The following is a 21,428-nucleotide window of genomic DNA, read 5'->3' as shown; positions in this document are numbered from 1 at the left end:
ATGTAACTTATTTACTAATAAATTACATTCAAAAAATAAACAATAACATGAATTAATGGTGAGAGTGCCTATTTAATAGTTAAAGGGAAAACATAATATCCTGTTCCTCGTTCCCAAGTGGCGACAACTTCATAGATTGTTTTCCCACTTTGTCCATCCAGCACTACATCTTTGAAAGAACCTTTTAGATTATCTGTAGAATCCCAAATATTAACCTGGTAAGAGATTGGTTCTTCCTCAAACTGAAGTTCAATGGATGTACTTGTATTTACGATTGGCCCGTTTCGATCACCAACTAATTCAGAAACACCGATAGCTTCTGCCTCTATCTCAACCATAGAATTTTCTTCTTGATCAAAGTAACTCCAGGCATAACCACCTAAAGCAGCAGAAAACTCCTCTTCATTCACTTCTATTTTTAATTGAGGAGGTTTTTTTTCAGTATATTTTACATTTCCCACAGAATCACTCATGTTTTTTTCGTTTTCTGTTGCTTCCTTTTCTTGAGAGCAACCAGCTAATACAACAATCATTAGCATGCTTAAAAATAATAATTTGGATTTCATCTTCATCCTCCTCCTTATCTCAACTTTAGACGTACAGTACAATCTATTGGTTACATGTAAAGCTCTCAGTCTAGTGAGCATAAAGTATAGCTTTTTAGCAATGGAGAATTTTAAAGAACATTAATCTTATTATTCCCTGTAGTTTTTACCAGTTAATTGACCAGCAATTAAAGCTAATAACATATTAGTAATTATAAGGGCGCTCAGAGGCATATTCGAAACGATAAGAATTAAAGTCAATATACCTGCGACTCCAGCAAACAAAAAAGCATTGTAATTCATAAAGTTCACCTCCTCGATTTATTCTTCGGATTTTGAATGTAACTTACTTCATCTTCAGCTACATTTTGTTTCCATCGTTCTCAATCGCTTTCAACGCGTATTATTTTTCGCATCTCGATCTTCTTGCCAAAAAGCTGGACCCATTACATCCGATAACCAAAACAAAACATCCTGTTCATGATTCTCGGGCTTTAAGTTGCTAATGGGCCCGATATCATAGGTTTAGATGTAACTTTTCTAAACATCTGTTGCATTTAATGGCTTGCGCTATTATATGTTCTTCAATCAAAAGACTCAGCTATATAATAGGATGGTTTATTGCACCCAAATTTTATAGTTAAAATGAACCAGTAGGATAAACTACTAGGAAACTGATGGCTTCCCTTTTTTATAAAAGACGATGTTCAATATCAACTTGGACGACTTGAAAGTCTTTAGCAATAAAAAGGATTGGTTCTAAGCGTAGGTCGCTAACAAAATTTTCATTTGAAAACTGGGAATCCATTAATTGTTACTTCAAATATACATATACCACAAGAAGATAGCTAGCTAATTTTGGAAATTAAACCATTCGTAAACATATCGAAATCCGTTATGAACGTTCGCATGTTTACAGCTACTTTTGCGGTCTGATTTGTTTAAGATAGAATGGATGAAAACACGTTTTTTCTATAATTGTATGAATCACTTTTATTTTGGACTAACTAAAACGAACCGTGTAAAATTGAACTTTAACGACGAGGAGGTCATGGCTATGTGCACATCCCTAACGTATTCAACGAAAGATCATTATTTTGGGCGTAACTTGGATTTGAATTTATCGTATGGTGAATCGGTCACGATCACACCTAGACATTTCCCATTTGAATTTAGAAAAGTGAAGGCTGTACCACATCATTACGCTTTGATTGGGATGGCGGTTGTAGTGGACAACTATCCTTTGTATTTTGATGCTACGAATGAAAAAGGGTTGAGCATGGCGGGGTTAAACTTTCCGGACAATGCGTATTTCTTTTCAGCAGTAGAAGGCAAAGACAATGTGTCTCCATTTGAGTTTATCCCGTGGATTCTTGGGCAATGCGCATCGATTACAGATGCAAAAAAGCTATTAGCAAACTTGAACCTTGTGAACATTAATTTTAGTGAGGACTTACCGCTGTCGCCGCTCCATTGGATCATTGCAGATCAAACCCAGTCCATTGTTGTGGAATCGGTAGCGGAAGGATTACAGATTTACGACAACCCAGTGGGCGTGCTGACAAACAACCCGCCTTTTGATTATCACTTGCTGAATTTAACAAACTACCGCCATCTCTCTACAACTACACCTGCAAATACGTTTTCCTCACAACTAGAGCTGGGTATACACAGCCTTGGCATGGGAGGACTTGGGCTTCCGGGAGACTTATCGTCACCTTCTCGCTTTGTCCGAGCGGCTTTTGCGAAATCAAATTCGGTAGCGGGTGATTCAGAAGCAGAAAGCGTCGGTCAATTTTTTCATCTCTTAAAATCGGTCGCCTATGCAAAAGGGTTGTGCGAAGCAGACGAAGGAAAATTTGAATACACGATTTATTCTTCTTGTTGCAATGTGGATAAAGGAATTTATTATTACACAACTTATGAAAATAGCCAAATTACGGCCGTACAAATGAACAACGAAGATTTGGATGGTGCTCAATTGACTGCGTATCCACTCGTCAATAAAGAGCAAATCAATATTATCAATTAATTTAAGTAACAAAAATGATTCTGCGATTAGCTGCAGAATCATTTTTTTACTTACAGCTATCTTTGCTATTAAATCACGACTCTCTCTAACGAATTTTGAAATCGTTCAATCCTCTGTGTCTTCTCAATAAATCAAGAAAAGCAGAAAGTGCTTTTGTTTGAAAAGGTGATCTCGTGACAATTGAAAAGTCTCTGGTATACGGCATTTCTTTAATGTTTAAGATTTTTAAATCGCCATAACGCAGCTCTTTTTGAATCGCCCACTCGGATAGTAAACTGATGCCCATACCAGCTTCAATCATTGCTTTGATTGGCTGTGTACTACTGAAATGCATAATGGATTGTGGAGACATTGAAAATTGCTTGAAGACATTTTCAGCTGCTTCTCTCGTACCCGAGCCAAGTTCTCTTAAAATCCATGTTTCTTCTATTAAGTCTGGCATGGTAATTGACTTCTGTTGGCGCGTTAGCACATGATCTGCACAAGCAACGACTACCATTCGATCTTCTGCAAATGGTTCGGTTTTCAATTCTGGCACCTCTTTAAAATGACCTTCTACTATCCCCACATCTAACTGATGACTGAGTACAAGTGCTGCAATCGTTGTTGTGTTGCCAATCGTCACAGTTGGTTTAATGTCTGGGTATTGTTCTTTTGCTTCTGCAATAATGCGTGGTAATAAGTATTCTCCAAATGTATAACTAGCCCCGATCGCAATCGACCCGCTGGCTTTATGAGTCAAGTCTTCAAGAAGGTGATTCATTTTTGTATAAAGTTCTTTGATTTCAATAGCATGATGATAAACAATTTCGCCTGCTTTGTTTAACCTGACGTATTTATTGGTTCGTTCTAACAACTTGACCCCTGTCAATTCTTCTAATGACCGGATATACTGACTAACGGCAGGTTGTGTCATATGCAACGCTTCGGCTGCTTTGGAAAAATTTTTCTTTTCAACTACCTTGAGAAATACTTCCAATCGTTGATCCATCTCTATCCTCCACTCTTACATACAGTTTTACTTATTATCACTATTCTACTTATTTATTTTACTAATGTATAGTGCTTTTCTATACTTACTACAGGAGGTTTTATCATGTCTGCTTATTATCAAAAATTAAATCGTTTCAACTTGAATTCGTCATCCCCTAAAACTGCTTGGTTAGGCGGCGTGGCATTCACATTTTTAATTGCTTTTCTCGGATATCTGTTAGCACAAGTACCTGGATTTGATCAAATTGGTCAGTTAGCCTGCGCGATTATCATTGCGGTTTTCTACCGTCAGATTTTTGGTTATCCGAATGCCATTCGTTCAGGTATCACATTTTCGTCCAAACGTTTATTGCGTGTTGCCATTATCTTATACGGACTAAAATTAAACATTGATACAGTTTTAAGTGATGGACTTTGGCTTTTAGTGCGTGATCTTGGTGTTATTACTTTCGCTATTTTAATGACGGTATGGCTAGCGAAACGCTTTAAAGCCGATAAGACCATTTCGTTATTGCTTGGTGTTGGTACCGGCGTGTGCGGAGCAGCTGCGATTGCAGCGATTGCACCAATTATTAAAGCAAAAGACGAAGATACAGCTATTGGGGTTGGAATTATTGCGTTAATGGGGACAGTATTCGCGATTTCTTATACAGTTATTCGTCCTTTTTTACCGCTTGACGACATTGAATATGGCATGTGGGTCGGCATAAGCCTGCATGAAATCGCCCATGTTGCATTAGCAGGTGCGCCAGCTGGAGAAGACGGATTAGCTATGGCTTTACTTGGAAAACTAGGGCGCGTCTTTTTACTTGTCCCTCTTTGCTTTATCTTTATTTTTATGATGAAACGCAAAAACAAAGGTGAAGAAACAACTGCAAAGATTGAATTTCCATGGTTCTTGCTTGGCTTTATCTTGTTGAGCATTTTAGGAAGTTATGTCTTTGGTCCCGTTATTCCTTTCCCCGATGCATTGCGTGACTTTGTATCGACATTGACAACCTGGTTATTGACGGCTGCAATGGTCGGGCTCGGCTTGAACGTCAGTTTGCGAGATTTGCGAGAACGTGCATTACTGCCGCTCGCCGCCATGACTATTACGTCAATTTTGCTGTCGATTCTTACGTATTTTATCGTTTGATATTTCTATCCCCTAAAGTTATTCTATGGAATAACTTTAGGGGATTTTTTTGAACTAGTTCTTTCTAAATTGAGTATTTTACATTGTCTTGAATAGTTTTTAATTTAGACAACAATTTTTCACTAATAATTCGTGTTTTTTTGAAAAAATTACTATACAAAAGAGAGGTAATAAAGCTATAATAATTTCAGTTTGATAATTTGAACGGAAAGGGCATCTGATTTTATCATTAATTAGTAATTTGCATTTATTATATTGAGATTGGGGATATATCATTGAACATTAAAAAATTCTTATACACAACTACAGCTGTCGTACTTGCTGTCGTCGCTCTTGCTTCACCCGCATCAGCTGCATCAACTACTTCTTCACATTCTTTTACTGATGTCGGAGACCGCTACGCAAAAGCAGTAGATTTCTTATATGCGGTAGAACTTATTAACGGAAAAAGCCCAACGAAATTTGGTACCAATGATCCTTTGACGCGCGGAGACGCTGCTGTTATCCTCGCAAATACGTTGTTTTCAACTATTGAAAATCCAAAAGATGCAGGATTTAAAGATCTGAATACTCGTGTACGTGCCTCTGTAAATGCTCTTGCAGAAGTAGGAATTGTATCTGGAGTAACTCCAACTGAATTTCAACCTGGAGCCCCGTTAAGCCGAGGCGCGATGGCAAAGTTTTTATCTTTAGCATTTGAATTAGAAGAATACCAACAGCAAACACCATTTTCTGATGTAGGCGGCGTATTTAAGCCTTACATCGAGTCATTGTATGGCGCACAAATTACTGCCGGTAAAACACCATCAACTTATGGAACACATACACAAATTACTCGTGGAGAATTTGCAAACTTGCTTTATAAAACAATCGAAACAACTACAGATTGGTTATATTATCCAGAGGTTGCTGATGTTAAAGTGACTACAGTGACTTCTACTACGGTCACGTTAACAGAACCAGCATTGGCTGATTACACAGCTACTGAAATAGCTGACTTCTTGGAATTTATGGTGATTCTCGAAGATGGAACTGAAGTACCTGTAGAACCAACTTCGTTCAAATTATCTACGGATCGTTTGGTGTTGACCATTGGACATACGAAGCAAAACTTAACTGGAAAAGCGGGTCACTTTGTTGTGAGTGATTTTGATATTAGTTTCGAGTCACCATTTAACTTCAAATTGAAATAAGCTTTATAAAACCCCTTGAATGGAATCACTCGTAAGTGAACTCCTTCAAGGGGTTTTTCATATGTATTCAATTAGTCAGTTAGAGACTTTCGCGTAATGGCATCGTTAAATTGTGCCTCTTACAATATATTGACCTTTCTTATACGATCATTATTCTAGATTTTTTGTAACGGGCACTTTCACGGCTCTTCGCTTTTCTGGCCAGTTCACAAGAAAAATCCCTGCAAAAATCAAACTCCCCCCAATAAAAAGCGGCAATCCAACATCTTCTCCTAACACGAACCATCCGGATACAATGCCAAAAAAAGGAGCTAAAAAGAGAAAAGCACTCACTTTTCCAGAATCTCCTTTTTGCAATAAATAAAACCAAATAGTAAATTGAACAATTGAAGCTGGAATAGAGAGCCACAATAAAATGGAAATAGATGTCGGGTTGATGACAAGGTAAGAGACTTCCAAGAAAAAGGAGCCAACCAGTAAAATAATACCTCCGAATAACATCTGGTAAGCGGTCAAGACCCACATATCAATGGAGCCTCCCCATTTCTTAATCAACAGTGTGCCGACTGACCAAAAAACAGCGCTTGAAAATCCAAATAAGGTACCGATTTGAAGATCTAAATGACTTCCCATTGTCACAAAAACACCCAAAAAGCCAACAAGCACGCCTAACCATTGAATGACTCGGTAACGCATACCCAGTGCGAGTGTACCGATTAATACCACGAGCAAAGGATTCATAAAAGTTAAAATAGCCGATTCGCCGGAAGTGATGGTTCGCAAGCTTAGAAAAATAGCACCCATGACGCCAGCAGTTTGAACGGCACCGATAATGATGATTTTTCCCCACGTAGTTACAGTTTGAGGGTGATTTCTTTTAAACAATCTGACAAACAACATCATGATACTACCTGCAATCGTAAACCGGATGCCTGCTAATAACAAGGGGGATATATAGAGTAAGCCAATTTTAGCCACTACAAAGGAAGAACCCATTAAACCCGTGGTCAGAATGACTAAAAAAGAGAACAGTAATTTGTCTTTCAATGTGCCACTCTCCTTTTTTAAGGGTGCGTTGTTTCTTGTTTATTTTTGTTAAAGACTAGTTTACTTCAGTGTTTGCTAATGGTTATCGACGATTGCAGTCCAGTAATCCCAAACTTCCAAATAAGCTAGCCAATCAGCTGGATGATGCTTTAAACAAATAGCTAACCGTTGATACAACCCTATTCGTACTTCTTCATAGAGCTGCTTCGTATTAGATGTGTTAACAGTTAACCTGGCAGCTGCCGCATCAAATCCCTCTTTTGTTAAATCATACGGTGAAGAAAAGAAAGCGTAAATTAAATCATAATGTGGCCAGCCGAAAATCGGGGTTGGATCGATAATACCTGTTAATTGTTCTTCACTGACTAAAAAGTTATGAAATCCACAATCACCGTGAAGCAAATACGGAATTGGCTGCAAGTTCGCTTGTTCTCGCTTTGTTGGTACCGGAGCTTCTATATGTAGGCCTGCTCTTTTAAAACAAGGCGCCAACATTTCTTTTGCTGCTTCTACTTCTGCTGTTAAAAATTGTTCCCACGTGCTCACAGTTGCCCCTTGCCAGCCCCACTGTTCGTGTGTGGAAGTAGGCTGATAGTGATTGAGTAAACCCGAAACCAGATGTTGCATTAGTTTATTTTTACTACTGTTAAAGGATGTAGCAATCGCACCAGGAATATGTGTATAGACCATGAACTGAAAACCGGGATCGACAAGCGTGAAATCTGGTAGTAAGGGAATGGACTGATAAGTAGACAAAAAATCTACTTCTGCTTGAGTTGTTTCGGCTTTATTTATTTTGAGGACATGAGCTTTGTCATTTTCTTTAGTAAGCAGATAAACCTCACTCCTTGTTCCACCACTCAAAGCTGTGCACGTCCAATCCAGTTTGTCTCCATTCAGTTGGGTAAGAATTGTTGTTATATCCATTTATTGCTCCTCCGTTTAAATCAGATCAGTAGAATAAGCATACCATTATTCACATTGAAAATTTATACTAGTTAAATTAATCTGAATCAGTAACTTGCTTACTCGGTTAGATAATTAGCCAATTGTGTATTTTTTATGGAGCTTATTCTGAGTAAACGAAAGTATACACATACTAAGTTCAGCTTGTTAGCAGACTCACGAGAGAAGGTGGAGAATTATTTGTGAATGCTTATGCGAAATTCGGTATAATGATTTTGACTTCAACTTTTTTGATGTATTAGTTAATGTTCTTGAATGTTTTTCAACTTGACCCTATTTTCTACAGTGAGACTCGCGTTTATATGGCCTTGATCATGGCCTCGGTGATGGTGATTGTCATGCTGCTGTTCATGTGGCCAATGTACAAAAACAAAAAAACCAATACCGTGATTCTCGGAGGAAGTGCAGTTATATTCGCGCTTTCGCTATGGCTCGTCCGTAGCCAACTACTTGTAGAAGATGTTAACTTGACGAGTGAACGCGCCAACATTTCAGATCCTCGTGTTCGTGAACTGGCAGACTCAATTATCGAAGCACAACGTAAAGAAATTGCCGAAATGAAAAAGCTGATTAAAGATCTTGAAGACGAAGAATGATCAAAGTCAATTAACCAGAAAAGCCAAGAGCAGATTGGATGCTCTTGGCTTTTTTCTATTGCTAGTTCTTTATTAAAAGGCAATAACAAATGGCTGTTTACGATCATCTAAACAATACTCAATTCTTTCTCTAAAGTTTCCCCAAGTAACCATTGCCAAAGCTTCGGCAATTGGATAAAAACCTACTAGTAGACTTTCAGCAGATGTTGTTGCTTGACCACCGACAGGTTTTGCTAAAAAAAGCATATTGCAAATTGAATTTTCCACATTTTGAAACACACCGCAAAATTTCTGGATTTCAATATCAATACCCGTTTCTTCTTTTACTTCTCGAATCGCAGCCATTTCAAGCGATTCTCTTTCTTCTACTTGTCCGCCTGGCATTTCCCATCCTCTACGTGGTCCTTTTATCAGTAATATCTCGCCTTCGTCATTTAGAACAATTGCTGCCGCAGACAAGATATGACTCGGAGGTAAGAAAGCTGGTGTCTCATCTTCATTACGTAGAACCATGTAACTTCACTCCTTAAATTTAGATAGAATCTGAATAAGTTTACTTAGCCAAAGTAACTCGTTACAATTCATCTCCAGCTATTTTTTCTATTGACCAACGATGACGTTTATATCGCTCCCATACGGTCGGAATAACTAATTGTTGACTGTTCATTTCTTCCCACTCTGCTAACGTTGCAAATTTAGCACCACACACCTCACCTGCTTGTAATTTTAAGTCTGTCAGGTTGAGCAGATTTGGACTTTTCCATACATAGCTATCTAAATAATAAGGATGTTTCTTCATGCTGCTAATGTGATGCAACTTGCTTGGGTCAGCGAATATGCCTGTTTCTTCTTCCAGTTCACGAACTGCTCCGATTCGACTGGTTTCTCCAGTCGTAATAGATCCACCTGTAAATTCCCATAGCAATGGATACGTTTTTGCCTCATCTCTTTGAGTAACTAATAGTTTTCCGTCTTTATTGAGTGTTAAAATTTCAACGACAATATGATATTCATCTTGCTCCACGAGTTCACGGCGGACATGTTTCTTGCCAAGTGGTTTTCTTGCTCCATCAACTAAATCTCAAATTTCCATAAGACTGGTTTCTCTACCTTCTGTTTATTCTGTCTTTCAATCGCAGATTACAACTTCCAACAAAAGGAACAGACCACACAAATCGCCAGCTCTATTCCTTTTATTGCGACAAGCTATAGCAAGAATACTAAGTTTCAAAATTGGAATTTAACGTAGAAAATGGTTCCTTGCTCGCTAGATTCTACTTCAATTTTCGCCTTATGACGTGCCGCGATTGCGTACGAAATACCCAATCCTAAACCTGTTCCGTTATCTTTTGTTGTATAAAAGGGTGTGCCGATTTTTTGCATGACTTCCTTGTCCATGCCGGTACCTTGATCTTCTATTTCAAGTACGACCTTTTTTCCGTCTTCTATATACGTTCGAATAGACAGCAGCTTTTCTGGCTTCATCGCCTCTAAACCATTTCGACATAAATTAATTAATAATTGACGAATTTCATCTCGGTTTAATAATAATTTGGGAATTTCCAATGTCTCAAATTCGATAAATTTGTTTTGATTAAACGTATCAATCTTTAATAACGGAGAGATGTCGTAGATGATGTCATTTAAATTTTGCATCTCCAAATCTGACGATCGGGTATTTCCCATCGATAAAAACTCCGAAATGATTGCGTTGGCACGGTCCAATTCATCGATCATTAAATCAAAATAAGGATTGAATTTCTGTAATTCATTGTTGTCGGTAAGTAATTGCAGAAATCCTCGAACAGTCGTCATTGGATTTCGAATTTCATGGCTTATTCCTGCAGCCATCTGCCCGATCAATTCCAAATTGGATAAACGCTTTAGTTCGTTCTCATAATTCTTTTTCTCTGTAGTATTTTTACATAAACAACAAATGCCGTCATCAAAAGGGTAGGCAACTAAATCGTAGCAATAGCCGTCTTCTGTAGATGAAATTTCAAAATGTACGGGCTCTCTATTAACCATGGCTTGAGAAAATTCTTTGTACAAAATCTTATTGAAATCATCTGGAAAAATAGACCATAATTTCTTGCCTAGTACATTTTCAGCCGTTTTTCCTATCGGCAGTTCTTGGTATTGATTGATGTATATAAATTCCCAGTCTTTGTTTAGCGCAAAAAAACCATCCATAATACTTTCAATTACACTGGTGACTTTGTCGTTGGCATTTGCCAATTCTTTAGTTCGTCTTTGGACACGAAGTTCTAACTGATCCATATAAGTTAAATTCGAATAAGTAAGTGCTGTCGTATCAATAATAGACTGTGCTAGATAGACCTGCGATCTCTCATCTGATTGAAGATTTTCCAGTAAGCAAGCGATCATGACAACGCCAAAAACGTCGCCTTTGGAAATAAGTGGAATGAGAAGTAATTGACAGTTGTCTTCACTCGGAATAAATTTGGTATTCTTTTGAGCGAATATTCCTTCAATAATTGTTGCTTTGCCGTCATGAGGCTGAATTTCGTCTAGTATATTTTCCCATTCGGATTCTGTCCATTCGGATTTTTTGCTCATTTCTTTGAAACAAATAGTCTCCATATCATTGGGATTTCTTAAGTAAACTGCAACATTTTTGCACTTCACAGCCTTTTCTAAATAATAAAAACAAGTGTCCAAACTTTCTTTCACAGTTGAACATCTAGAAAGATCACGGTTAGCATCTAGTAACAATTGTTTCTCAGCAAGCAGCTGCTCTTTTTGTTTTAAATTGTTGGCATTTTGAACTGCAACAGCTGCCATATTGACGTATGCTTCCACACTTTGTATTTGCAATTCTGTTAAATTCATCGGCTTTCCACGATCAAACAAAAAAACCAGTCCGAATAAATTTTGCTCATAAATAATGGGAAGACCGAGCAGCGAATGAATGTTAAACGCGGCGATCGCTGCAGGATCTGGACGTGGATCTACTGATGTATCCGGAATGTAAATAACTTGCTTTTTAGTTGCGATATCATGCGAAAATCGATCTGTGATAAAATTGATTTTCTGTGAAGTGAGAGACTGTCCGTTGATGAATTGCGGTTTCCCAGCTACGGCGCTAAATACTCCATCACTATCAGGTAAATATATACCAATCGAGTCACATTGCACAATTTCTTCTGATATGGCTACCGAAACATGTTGCAACATATCACTCAATTCAAGCTTTGTATTAACAATTCTCGTTAGTTCTGCTAGTCTGGAATATCTATTTTGTTCTTTTAACATGGCTATTCGCTCCACTCTTAATCTTGATGAAGTAAAGAATACCAGTTGCATTGGATAAACTTCTCTATTTCATTCGTCTATTATTTCTGTAGCTTATCATAAAAAATATTGCGCCGGCTAACAATTTCTGATGTTTTTGCTACAAAATTGATTTTTCTAGTCAAACATTTAAAAAAGGAAGAGACAGCGTTTTAGCTAAATCTCTTCCTTTTTTATTTTGCTCGGTCGTTACTTCATGTAGCGGTATTCCCTCAAACTGTTTAAATTAAAAATTTCTTGCATCAAACCATTTCCAATATTGGTTTCTCTAACTTTTTTACGCTCTAACTCTTCATCAACTAAGCGCTTAGCTGATAGTACATCTGTACCGTTTTGCAAAACTTCTTCTTTTGAATTGAACAATTGATGAGCGACCAATTGCATGCCATAGGAGTTGTAAAGCAACGTATATCCGGCTATCCCTGTAGTCGATTGGTAAGCTTTCGAAAACCCTCCATCGATAACCAGCATTTTGCCGTTCGCTTTGATTGGGTTTTCTCCATCTCGCTCTTTAACAGGCGTATGGCCATTAATAATACGTCCATAATCCGGATTCATATCAAACTCCGTCAATATTTTGCGACAAATTTCCTCGTCTTCCCGCAAATAATAATAAGGATTTTTGCGCTCTTTGTGCGTTTCTTTGTCTTTGATAAAGTAACGTTCAAATGTAGTCATTTCTCGTTTCCCAAAGAGTGACGAATACTCTCCGGTCCACAAATACCAAACCATATCTGTCGCAAAGTCATCAGTTTCTTCCGGATGAGCAAAAGAGTAACGGAGGTAACGTTCAAAGACATCTAGCAGTTCTCGTCCAGCATAGGATTTCCCTTCGATCTCCATTTTCTCCATATTGCCGTCTTCATCTAATGGAATACAACCATGAATCAATAAATTACCATTATACTTTAAATAAAGACTCCCTTTTTTCATCAAAAATTTCATGTGTCTTGCTAGTTTTTCTGAATGTTGAACTGAAAAAAGTAATTTGTCCATAACTTGGCTTTCTTCTTCAAGCAATTCGTCTGGCTGTTCCGGATTAATGGTCGTAAAACACGTCCCATCTAATGAATACGTGTTTCCATGAATCGTTGCCGTATTTTTTTCATAATCAACTTTTTCAAGCACTAAGCGATCCGTCATATCGAAACAAGCTCTTCTTTTGATAATTGGGCTTTCCAGCTTGAATTGGATAATTGAAATGGCCTGATGGATTTTAGTGATTTGCAACTGTTCTTGCTCTGTCATTTTTTCATCTGAAATTCTTTTTGGGCGAAAAGCTACATTGTCTTCATAGTATTTCTCCGCTAAATTCAACAACGGCCTCAAGTTGATGCCATACACGTCTTCAATAATATCTAGGTTATTATAACGCGCACATATCCGTAAAATATTCGCTAAGCACACTTTCGATCCAGCAAATGCTCCAATCCAAAGTACGTCATGATTTCCCCACTGAATGTCAACGGAATGGTAATCAATAAGTGTATCCACAATCTTATGCGGATCCGAACCTCGGTCGTAAATATCACCCACTACATGAAGATGGTCGACCACTAAACGTTGTGTCGTATAAGCCAAGCCAATAATTAGCTTGTCTGCCTGTCCTAAGGAAATGATTTGTGTCACCATTTTGGCGTAATAATCCTTTTTGTTCTTAAACTCGTCAGTCTTATATAGCAGTTCTTCTATAATATAGACAAATTGTTTTGGCAAAGCTTTACGCAGTTTTGAGCGTGTGTATTTGGAAGAAGCATAAGAAATCAATTTTAATAGCCGCTCGATAACTTCTATGTACCATTCCTGCAATTCTGCTTTACTGCTAAAATGGCTTTTAATCAACTGTAATTTTTCTTCAGGGTAGAAAACCAAAGTCGCAAATTCGTTTAGTTCTTCTTCACTCAGTTCATTTTTAAATAAATCCTTTATTTTTACTTTTACGTTTCCGGAACCATTGCGTAATACATGTTGAAATGCCTGAAACTCTCCGTGCAAATCGCTAACGAAATGCTCTGTTCCTTTTGGCAAATCTAAGATTGATTCGAGGTTAATGATTTCGGTAGCCACTTTTTCTTCGCAATCGTATTTTTGCGCTAACAAATCCAAATATTTTAAGTTCAACACCATGCATCCTCTCCTTGTCTATTTTTTATCGTTTAGCTATTGTGCTGATGAGAACCATTAAAATGCCCCCTAGTAATTCGGGCATCGACCAGTTCGAAAAGAATAACTAACTACTTTGCAATGCAGCTAGACTGTGTGTATTTAATTTGACTTTAAGGTTTACCATACAGCTCACTAAATCTTGTTCAAAAAGAGTTGTGTCTTATACCTCAGTTTACCCCAGAAACACCGCAATCTCTAGGTGATAAAAAAACCTTTGGAATTTTTGCCAAAAATCAATAGGAATTCTTTTGTCCTACTCAATTTTTTGTTTTAAATTCGTCTGATTTCACTATTTTATACTAGTTTTAATAGCTTTCTGAAAGAGATTAACAACTTCGCATATTCTGTTACAGTCATGCTAACACCCTTATCTACCTCTATTCTTCATTTATCTAAAAATTCCTTGTGAAATGACAAAAAAACAGAGAAGCATGGTGCGACTTCTCTGTTTTTTGTTGTGTTTCATTAACTCCGCATCCGGTAGTCGCAACTTTTAATATGATCATTGACCATGCCGATAGCTTGCATAAAAGAATAAGTCGTTACCGGTCCTACAAATTTAAAGCCCCGTTTTTTTAATTCTTTACTGAGCTTTACAGACAAAGCCGACTGCGCAGGAATCTGCGCATCGGTATCCCACTTATTGTCGATTGACTTGCCATCTGTAAAACTCCAAAGAAATGCTGCAAAACTACCCCATTCTCTAGAGAGATCTAAAATGGCTAGTGCATTAGTTCGTACTGATTGAAGTTTGGACCCATGCTTGATCACCGCAAAGTTTTCTTTTATAAAAGACAACTCTTCGTCCGTTAGCTCCGCACAATACGCGACGTCAAATTGGTGAAACGCTTCGCGATAAGCGTCTCTCTTTGATAAAACGATATTCCACGACAATCCTGCCTGTGCACCTTCAAGTACCAGCATCTCAAAAATGTACCGATCATCTGAGCTCACTCTGCACCATTCTTTATCATGATAGTCCTGCATAAGTGCGTTACGCTGCGCCCACAAACACCGATTCCCCATTTTCTCCCTCCATTCTTTTCGTGAACTTTAGTATTCTCGCACAGTTACTAGTTGGGACATTCCTCTATCCAAAACACATAAAAGGACACTTGCCCATCTACTAGGGCAGGCGTCCTTTTATGTAGTGTACTTAAATTAACAAGTTAAATAATAAGGAATCATTGTTAATGTCTTTATAAGGAAAGCCGTTTTCTGCCATACGTTTAACAAGTGGCTCATAGTCCTCTTGGCATTTCAATTCAATGCCCACTAAAACCGGACCTTGTTCACGATTTGTTCGTTTTGTGTATTCAAAATGCGTGATGTCGTCGGTATCGCCCAGTACCTCACCCATAAATTTACGTAGCGCACCTGCCCGTTGCGGGAAAGTGACGATGAAATAATGTTTCAAACCTTCATAAATCAAGGACTTTTCTTTAATTTCTTGCATCCGCTCGATGTCGTTATTGCCTCCACTAATGACGCAGACAATGTTTTTTCCTTTGATCTCTTCTTTATAAAAGTCAAGAGCGGCCACGGACAAAGCGCCTGCGGGTTCCGCGACAATTGCATTTTCGTTATATAGCTGTAAAATCGTTGTACAAACTTTGCCTTCTGGAATCAATACAATATCATCTAAAACTTCTGAACAGATAGCCATAGATAGATCGCCTACTTGTTTAACTGCTGCACCGTCAACAAACGTGTCAATTGTATCAAGACGCGTGACTTTACCGTGAGTTATAGATGTTTTCATACCCGGAGCACCTTCGGGTTCGACACCGATCAGTTTTGTTTTTGGGCTAATGCCTTTTAAATAAGAACCAACCCCTGAAGCTAATCCCCCTCCGCCAATTGCACAAAACATGTAGTCGATTGATTCTTGCATATCATTTAAAATTTCCACCGCAACGGTTCCTTGTCCGGCAATGATTCGGTTGTCATTAAAGGGATGGACAAATATTTTTTCTTCAGCGTTACAATATGCCATTGCTGCTGTGAACGAGTCATCAAACGTATCTCCTACCAATTCAACCGATACTTGGTCACCGCCAAAACGTTTTACTTGAGAAATTTTTTGGCGTGGTGTTGTTAAAGGCATAAAGATTTTCCCTTCGATGCCAAGGGCAAAGCACGAATATGCAACACCTTGTGCATGGTTGCCCGCACTGGCACAAACAACGCCTTTAGCACGTTCAGAAGCATTTAGACTACGGATAAAATTGTAAGCACCGCGCAACTTAAATGAACGAACAATTTGAAGATCTTCTCGTTTTAAATACACATTGCATTCATACCGTGCAGACAGCAATTCGTTTTTTTGCAAAGGTGTCTTGATGACAACATCTTTGAGCGCCTGGTTGGCTACCATAATTTCTTCTACCGATACTTTTGTTAACGTCACTTCTCTCTCAAGCTCTTTGATGTTGCTCTTAGTCATAGTTGTCACCCTCTTTTTTTAATTTATCTCACTACTCTACCACATCGAAGCGTCAAATTGGAGAGAAAATTGCGACAATTAAACAAAAAGTTAACGGATGAATATATAGCTTCTACAAGTTTATGCGTCTCTTGACATTGGATTCTATTTATTTAACATCCTTAATAATTGCCGACTGCATGCATCATCAGACAGTTGAACATCTTCTAAAAAAATTATTCATCAACTATTATTAAAGATAAATATTATTCATATCATTTCATCAATCGATCCCAGAAGTCGTTCTTCTAATTATTCAATTGCTTGCAACAATACATATTATTCGTTAATGCAAGTATAAATAAAAAGATTGAATGATGAATATCCGTTATTATATTCATTTCGAATCCCGCTATTCAAAAGATTGGTTTCAGTGACAGTAAGATTGAAGTTGCTCCTACAGCAAGTAGAATAGCTGAATAATCCAAACTTATAAGCTGTTATTTAGTTTAGTTGGACTTAGCATGCAGTTAAGCTGATGAATAGAAAACCCCTCTTGCTATTTACAAGAGGGGTTCCAATTTATTCTTTTACTGCTACTCGATAAGCTGTAGTTACTTCGCCATCTGTTGCTTCATCAGCTATAAATGAACCATTTGAATACCGATCCACATTTTTCAATGCGTTAGCGACCAGCGGAATTCGAATGCCTTTGTTAGTTTCTAAAATAATTCCCTCTTTTCCTGTTGCACCAATAACGGCAACTACACGATGAGGGTTCGACTTTAGTTCACGTAGCATAACTACGCCACGCTTCGCACGACTGCCACTTTCAAACTCCTGTAGCTTCATTTTCTTCGCTGAACCACGATGAGTAATGAGGACAAGTTCCTGTTTAACTTCTGGATCGATTAGAACAGCAGATACAGCTTCGTCATCATCTTTCAAGCTGATGCCTTTAACGCCCCCTGTTCGAAGTCCAGTAAGTGGCACTTCGTCTAATGGGAAACGAACACCGTAAGCTTGTTTCGTACCAATAAATAATTCAGTTTCTTTTGTAACCAATGCTGCATAAATCATAGAATCACCAGATTTAAGATTCATGGTTTTAACCGTTCTTGAATACCGTTGAATCTGATAATCTTTCAATGCTGACCGTTTGACTTGACCCATTTTTGAGACAGTTAAAATACTGCCATCTGTTTCAAAATTCTCAAATGGGTAAACAGCAAGTATAGATTCATTCGCCTCTAGTTGAATAATACTTGATAAATGTTGGCCCAAGTCTTTCCATTTGATATCAGGCAACTCGTTAATTGGCTGGAAAACAAAGTTACCTGCTGTAGTAAAAATTAGAATCGTATGCTGTGTATTCAGATTGCCTTCAAATAGCAATCGATCTGACTCTTTCATTGCAAAATCTTTGCCATTCGAAGCGGCGTGTGAACGTGTACTCGTACGTTTTACATACCCTTCTCTAGTAACAGTTACCACCACTTCTTCGCTCGGAATCATGATTTCACGTGTAATGGTAATCTCTTCGATTTTATCTTCAATAACCGAACGACGCGGCTCTGCAAATTGCTTTCGAATACTGGCCAATTCTTTTTTGATAATATTTTTTAATTTAGTTGAACTAGTTAAGATTCCCGTTAGTTCAGCAATCAGTTTTTTTAAATCGCTTTCTTCTTTTTGCAGGTCGGTAATATCGGTATTGGTCAATCGGTATAGTTGCAAAGAAACAATCGCTTCCGCTTGTGCCTCTGAAAAATCATAAGACGCAATTAAATTATTTTTGGCATCGCGCTTGTCTGTTGAAGAACGGATGGTTTTAATAACTTTATCAAGAATCGACAGAGCTTTCATCAAGCCTTCGACAATGTGCATGCGATCACTAGCTTTTTGCAAATCAAATTCAGAACGTTTCGTAATAACTTCTTTCTGGTGTTCAATATAAGCATCTAACATAGTCTGCAAAGTCATCATCGTTGGACGACGCTTGTAGATTGCTACCATGTTAAAGTTGTAGCTGACTTGTAAATCCGTGTTTTTATAAAGATAGCTCAAAATCCCTTGTGCTTGTACATCTTTTTTCAATTCAATTACAATGCGCAATCCCGTTCTGTCGGATTCGTCGCGCACTTCCGAAATACCTTCGAGCTTACGATCAAAGCGATGATCGTCAATTTTTTTAATCATTGTCGCTTTATTTACTTCAAACGGAATTTCCGTAATGACAATTTGTTCCTTGCCACCTTTTAACGGTTCTATTCGAGCTTTTGAACGAACGATAATTTTACCTTTTCCGGTCTCATAAGCTTTTTTAATCCCGTCGATTCCTTGGATAATACCACCTGTTGGAAAATCTGGACCTTTTATGACAGTCATTAGTTCAGCAACAGTCGCTTGCGGATTATCTATGCGCATCAATACAGCGTCAAGAGCTTCATGCAGCGCATGCGGCGGAATATCGGTCGCGTATCCAGCAGAAATTCCTGTCGATCCGTTAACTAAAAGGTTCGGAAAACGTGCTGGTAAAACGGTTGGTTCCATGTCCGAATCATCAAAATTTGGGATAAAATCCACTGTGCGTTTATCAATGTCGCGCAGCAACTCAGAAGAAATAGCAGACAAACGAGCTTCCGTATAACGCATCGCAGCTGGCGAGTCACCGTCCATTGACCCGTTATTTCCATGCATTTCAACGAGCATGTGACGGATTTTCCAGTCCTGGCTTAAACGCACCATCGCTTCGTAAACAGAGCTGTCTCCGTGTGGATGGTAGTTACCTATAACATTACCGACAGTTTTGGCCGATTTACGAAACGCTTTATCGTTGGTATTGCCTTCATGATACATTGCGTATAAAATGCGGCGCTGAACAGGTTTTAATCCATCACGAGCATCTGGAAGTGCTCGGTCCTGGATAATGTATTTACTATACCGGCCAAACCGATCGCCAATTACTTCTTCTAATGGCAAATCTTGAAATCGTTCGGTTTGTGTCATACAACTTCCTCCTCAGCGTGAATCAAATCATTTTCAAGTATGTTGCTGTCATCTTCTAATCCAAAGTCGACGTTGTTTTCAATCCATCGTCTTCTTGGTTCAACTTTATCCCCCATCAACGTAGTAATGCCACGCTCTGCACGCGCACTATCTTCAATCGTTACACGAATAAGTGTACGGGTTTCGGGGTTCATCGTCGTTTCCCATAATTGGTCTGCGTTCATCTCGCCCAAACCTTTATAGCGCTGCAAGGTGTAGCCTTTACCAACTTTTTTAATCGATGCATCTAGATCGGCTTCCGTCCAGGCATAGTCGATTACTTCTTTTTTACCGACACCTCGAGAAACTTTGTATAACGGCGGCAAGGCGATAAACACTTTGCCCGCCTCTATTAATGGCTTCATGTAACGGAAGAAAAACGTCAAAAGTAGCACTTGGATATGCGCGCCATCAGTATCAGCATCGGTCATGATAATGACTTTATTGTAGGCAATGTCATCGATTGAAAAGTCGGAAGAAACACCCCCACCAATTGCATGGATAATCGTCGAAATCTCTTCGTTTTTCATAATTTCTTCCAATTTGGCTTTTTCGGTATTTACAACCTTACCGCGCAGTGGCAGAATGGCTTGGAAAGTTCTGTCGCGTCCTTGTTTTGCAGAACCACCGGCAGAGTCTCCCTCCACAAGGTACAGTTCATTTTTAGAAGCGTTACGGGATTGGGCAGGTGTTAATTTGCCAGATAGTAATGCATCTGATTTTTTGCGTTTTTTGCCGTTTCGCGCGTCTTCTCGTGCTTTTCGAGCTGCCAAACGAGCTTGAGACGCACGAATTGCTTTCCGCACAAGCGAAGCACTAAGATCTGCATTTTCTTCCAAAAAGTACATTAACTTTTGTGAAACGACTGAATCGACAATGCTGCGGGCTTCACTCGTCCCTAGTTTACTTTTTGTTTGACCTTCAAACTGTAGCATTGCTTCTGGAATACGCACTGAAATAATCGCTGCTAATCCTTCGCGAATATCAGAGCCTTCTAAGTTTTTATCTTTGTCTTTTAATAAATTAATCTTTCTAGCGTAGTCATTAAAGACACGTGTCATAGCTGCTTTTGCACCAGTTTCATGCGTACCACCATCACGAGTCCGGACGTTGTTAACGAACGATAAGATGGTTTCAGAATAGCCATCGTTAAACTGGAACGAAAATTCGATTTCCATTTCGTCCTGCTGACCTTCGATGTAAGCTACTGGATGCAGCACATCTTTTTCTTCGTTGAGGTAAGCGACAAATGCCTCAATTCCTGTTTCGTAATGAAAAATGTCTTTGGATTGTGTTCGTTGATCGACTAACTCGATTTTTAGTCCCTTTAATAAGAAAGCAGACTCACGCAATCGTTCAGAAAGCGTTTCATAATTGTATTTAGAGACAGAGAAAATAGACTCATCTGGCAAGAAATGAATCATTGTGCCTGTTTCTTTTGTCGAACCAATTTCCTCTAAAGTTGTGGCAGGCTTGCCACCCTTTTCAAAGCGCTGACGATATTTTTTGCCGTCACGGTAAATGGTCACTTCTAAAAAACTGGATAAGGCGTTGACAACAGATGCGCCAACACCATGCAAACCACCACTTGTTTTATAGCCACCTTGTCCGAACTTGCCGCCTGCATGCAAGACTGTCAGAATTACTTCAGGTGTAGGTTTTCCGCTCCGGTGCATACCGGTAGGCATACCACGCCCAAAATCCCTCACACTGATGCTGTTATCTTCGTGAATCGTAACGGCAATTTTATCTCCGTGTCCTGCAAGCGCTTCATCTACCGAGTTGTCAACAATTTCATAGACCAAATGGTGTAGTCCTCGCGTATCTGTAGAACCGATATACATACCCGGACGTTTTCGAACGGCATCTAAGCCTTCGAGTACTTGAATTGCTTCTTCGTTGTATGCCGTATTTTGAATTTTAGCCATCTAATTCCCTCCAACAAACATTTGTTCGCTTTTTAA

The 21,428-nt window shown here is 38.7% G+C and carries 17 protein-coding genes; 4 read left to right on the top strand and 13 right to left on the bottom strand.

Features of this window, described 5'->3' with window-relative positions:
- Positions 1–68: 68 nt before the first annotated feature.
- Complete coding sequence (locus AJGP001_RS08265) at positions 69–566, bottom strand: hypothetical protein (protein WP_071154039.1); 498 nt, start codon at positions 564–566, stop codon at positions 69–71.
- A gap of 129 nt (positions 567–695) precedes the next feature.
- Positions 696–848: a hypothetical protein gene (locus tag AJGP001_RS17500; protein ID WP_156423921.1), complete on the bottom strand. Its 153-nt coding sequence runs from the start codon at positions 846–848 to the stop codon at positions 696–698.
- Positions 849–1,602: 754 nt separating this feature from the next.
- Here AJGP001_RS17500 and bsh point away from each other — a divergent pair.
- A complete protein-coding gene (bsh, locus tag AJGP001_RS08260; RefSeq protein WP_078080373.1) occupies positions 1,603–2,577 on the top strand; it encodes a choloylglycine hydrolase in 975 nt (324 codons plus the stop codon).
- Between the two features lie 85 nt (positions 2,578–2,662).
- On the opposite strand, the gene AJGP001_RS08255 is transcribed toward bsh, so the two are convergent.
- Complete coding sequence (locus AJGP001_RS08255; RefSeq protein WP_071154038.1) at positions 2,663–3,568, bottom strand: LysR family transcriptional regulator; 906 nt, start codon at positions 3,566–3,568, stop codon at positions 2,663–2,665.
- A gap of 105 nt (positions 3,569–3,673) precedes the next feature.
- On the opposite strand from AJGP001_RS08255, the gene AJGP001_RS08250 reads away from it, so the two are divergent.
- Positions 3,674–4,708, top strand: a complete 1,035-nt coding sequence (locus AJGP001_RS08250; protein ID WP_071154037.1) for a YeiH family protein — start codon at positions 3,674–3,676, stop codon at positions 4,706–4,708.
- 275 nt (positions 4,709–4,983) lie between these two features.
- Positions 4,984–5,901 (top strand): S-layer homology domain-containing protein, encoded by a 918-nt coding sequence (locus tag AJGP001_RS08245; RefSeq protein WP_071154036.1) that lies wholly within the window; start codon positions 4,984–4,986, stop codon positions 5,899–5,901.
- 150 nt (positions 5,902–6,051) lie between these two features.
- Here the strand turns inward: AJGP001_RS08245 and AJGP001_RS08240 are convergent, their stop codons facing one another.
- Positions 6,052–6,948 carry a DMT family transporter gene (locus AJGP001_RS08240; RefSeq protein WP_078080372.1) on the bottom strand — a complete coding sequence of 299 codons (897 nt, stop codon included), beginning with the start codon at positions 6,946–6,948 and terminating at the stop codon, positions 6,052–6,054.
- 75 nt (positions 6,949–7,023) lie between these two features.
- Positions 7,024–7,875, bottom strand: coding sequence for an aminoglycoside phosphotransferase family protein (locus AJGP001_RS08235; protein ID WP_071154035.1), 852 nt, complete (start codon positions 7,873–7,875; stop codon positions 7,024–7,026).
- 341 nt (positions 7,876–8,216) lie between these two features.
- Between AJGP001_RS08235 and AJGP001_RS08230 the strand changes: the two genes are divergently transcribed.
- Positions 8,217–8,510 carry a DUF305 domain-containing protein gene (locus tag AJGP001_RS08230; RefSeq protein WP_342743353.1) on the top strand — a complete coding sequence of 98 codons (294 nt, stop codon included), beginning with the start codon at positions 8,217–8,219 and terminating at the stop codon, positions 8,508–8,510.
- Between the two features lie 72 nt (positions 8,511–8,582).
- On the opposite strand, the gene AJGP001_RS08225 is transcribed toward AJGP001_RS08230, so the two are convergent.
- The 8 genes from AJGP001_RS08225 to parE form a co-directional block, all read right to left on the bottom strand.
- Positions 8,583–9,023 carry an NUDIX hydrolase gene (locus tag AJGP001_RS08225; protein WP_071154033.1) on the bottom strand — a complete coding sequence of 147 codons (441 nt, stop codon included), beginning with the start codon at positions 9,021–9,023 and terminating at the stop codon, positions 8,583–8,585.
- A 61-nt stretch (positions 9,024–9,084) separates the two neighbouring features.
- On the bottom strand, positions 9,085–9,534 hold the full coding sequence (locus AJGP001_RS08220) for an NUDIX domain-containing protein (RefSeq protein ID WP_078080371.1): 450 nt from the start codon (positions 9,532–9,534) through the stop codon (positions 9,085–9,087).
- A 203-nt stretch (positions 9,535–9,737) separates the two neighbouring features.
- The gene (locus AJGP001_RS08215) at positions 9,738–11,786 is read right to left on the bottom strand and encodes a GAF domain-containing sensor histidine kinase (protein ID WP_071154032.1); all 2,049 of its coding nucleotides are present in this window, start codon (positions 11,784–11,786) and stop codon (positions 9,738–9,740) included.
- A gap of 228 nt (positions 11,787–12,014) precedes the next feature.
- Positions 12,015–13,946 (bottom strand): fructose-bisphosphatase class III, encoded by a 1,932-nt coding sequence (locus AJGP001_RS08210; RefSeq protein ID WP_071154069.1) that lies wholly within the window; start codon positions 13,944–13,946, stop codon positions 12,015–12,017.
- Between the two features lie 510 nt (positions 13,947–14,456).
- Complete coding sequence (locus tag AJGP001_RS08205) at positions 14,457–15,017, bottom strand: DNA-3-methyladenine glycosylase I (RefSeq protein WP_071154031.1); 561 nt, start codon at positions 15,015–15,017, stop codon at positions 14,457–14,459.
- 130 nt (positions 15,018–15,147) lie between these two features.
- Positions 15,148–16,437, bottom strand: coding sequence for a threonine ammonia-lyase IlvA (gene ilvA / locus AJGP001_RS08200; RefSeq protein WP_058385451.1), 1,290 nt, complete (start codon positions 16,435–16,437; stop codon positions 15,148–15,150).
- A 561-nt stretch (positions 16,438–16,998) separates the two neighbouring features.
- Positions 16,999–19,425 (bottom strand): DNA topoisomerase IV subunit A, encoded by a 2,427-nt coding sequence (parC, locus tag AJGP001_RS08195; protein ID WP_078080370.1) that lies wholly within the window; start codon positions 19,423–19,425, stop codon positions 16,999–17,001.
- Positions 19,422–21,392: a DNA topoisomerase IV subunit B gene (gene parE / locus AJGP001_RS08190; RefSeq protein ID WP_078080369.1), complete on the bottom strand. Its 1,971-nt coding sequence runs from the start codon at positions 21,390–21,392 to the stop codon at positions 19,422–19,424. The genes parC and parE overlap by 4 nt, the downstream gene beginning before the upstream one ends.
- Positions 21,393–21,428: the final 36 nt, after the last annotated feature.

This window comes from Planococcus faecalis (assembly GCF_002009235.1).
In the GTDB taxonomy this organism is placed as follows: Bacteria; Bacillota; Bacilli; order Bacillales_A; family Planococcaceae; genus Planococcus; species Planococcus kocurii.
This window is presented reverse-complemented; position numbering and strand designations above follow the sequence as displayed.

Excerpts from the sequence above, each read along its gene's own strand:
- AJGP001_RS08265 (WP_071154039.1), bottom strand. The coding sequence starts at position 566 with ATGAAATCCAAATTATTATTTTTAAGCATGCTAATGATTGTTGTATTA.
- AJGP001_RS17500 (WP_156423921.1), bottom strand. The coding sequence starts at position 848 with ATGAATTACAATGCTTTTTTGTTTGCTGGAGTCGCAGGTATATTGACT.
- bsh (WP_078080373.1), top strand. The coding sequence starts at position 1,603 with ATGTGCACATCCCTAACGTATTCAACGAAAGATCATTATTTTGGGCGT.
- AJGP001_RS08255 (WP_071154038.1), bottom strand. The coding sequence starts at position 3,568 with ATGGATCAACGATTGGAAGTATTTCTCAAGGTAGTTGAAAAGAAAAAT.
- AJGP001_RS08250 (WP_071154037.1), top strand. The coding sequence starts at position 3,674 with ATGTCTGCTTATTATCAAAAATTAAATCGTTTCAACTTGAATTCGTCA.
- AJGP001_RS08235 (WP_071154035.1), bottom strand. The coding sequence starts at position 7,875 with ATGGATATAACAACAATTCTTACCCAACTGAATGGAGACAAACTGGAT.
- AJGP001_RS08230 (WP_342743353.1), top strand. The coding sequence starts at position 8,217 with ATGGCCTTGATCATGGCCTCGGTGATGGTGATTGTCATGCTGCTGTTC.
- AJGP001_RS08225 (WP_071154033.1), bottom strand. The coding sequence starts at position 9,023 with ATGGTTCTACGTAATGAAGATGAGACACCAGCTTTCTTACCTCCGAGT.
- AJGP001_RS08215 (WP_071154032.1), bottom strand. The coding sequence starts at position 11,786 with ATGTTAAAAGAACAAAATAGATATTCCAGACTAGCAGAACTAACGAGA.
- AJGP001_RS08205 (WP_071154031.1), bottom strand. The coding sequence starts at position 15,017 with ATGGGGAATCGGTGTTTGTGGGCGCAGCGTAACGCACTTATGCAGGAC.
- ilvA (WP_058385451.1), bottom strand. The coding sequence starts at position 16,437 with ATGACTAAGAGCAACATCAAAGAGCTTGAGAGAGAAGTGACGTTAACA.
- parC (WP_078080370.1), bottom strand. The coding sequence starts at position 19,425 with ATGACACAAACCGAACGATTTCAAGATTTGCCATTAGAAGAAGTAATT.
- parE (WP_078080369.1), bottom strand. The coding sequence starts at position 21,392 with ATGGCTAAAATTCAAAATACGGCATACAACGAAGAAGCAATTCAAGTA.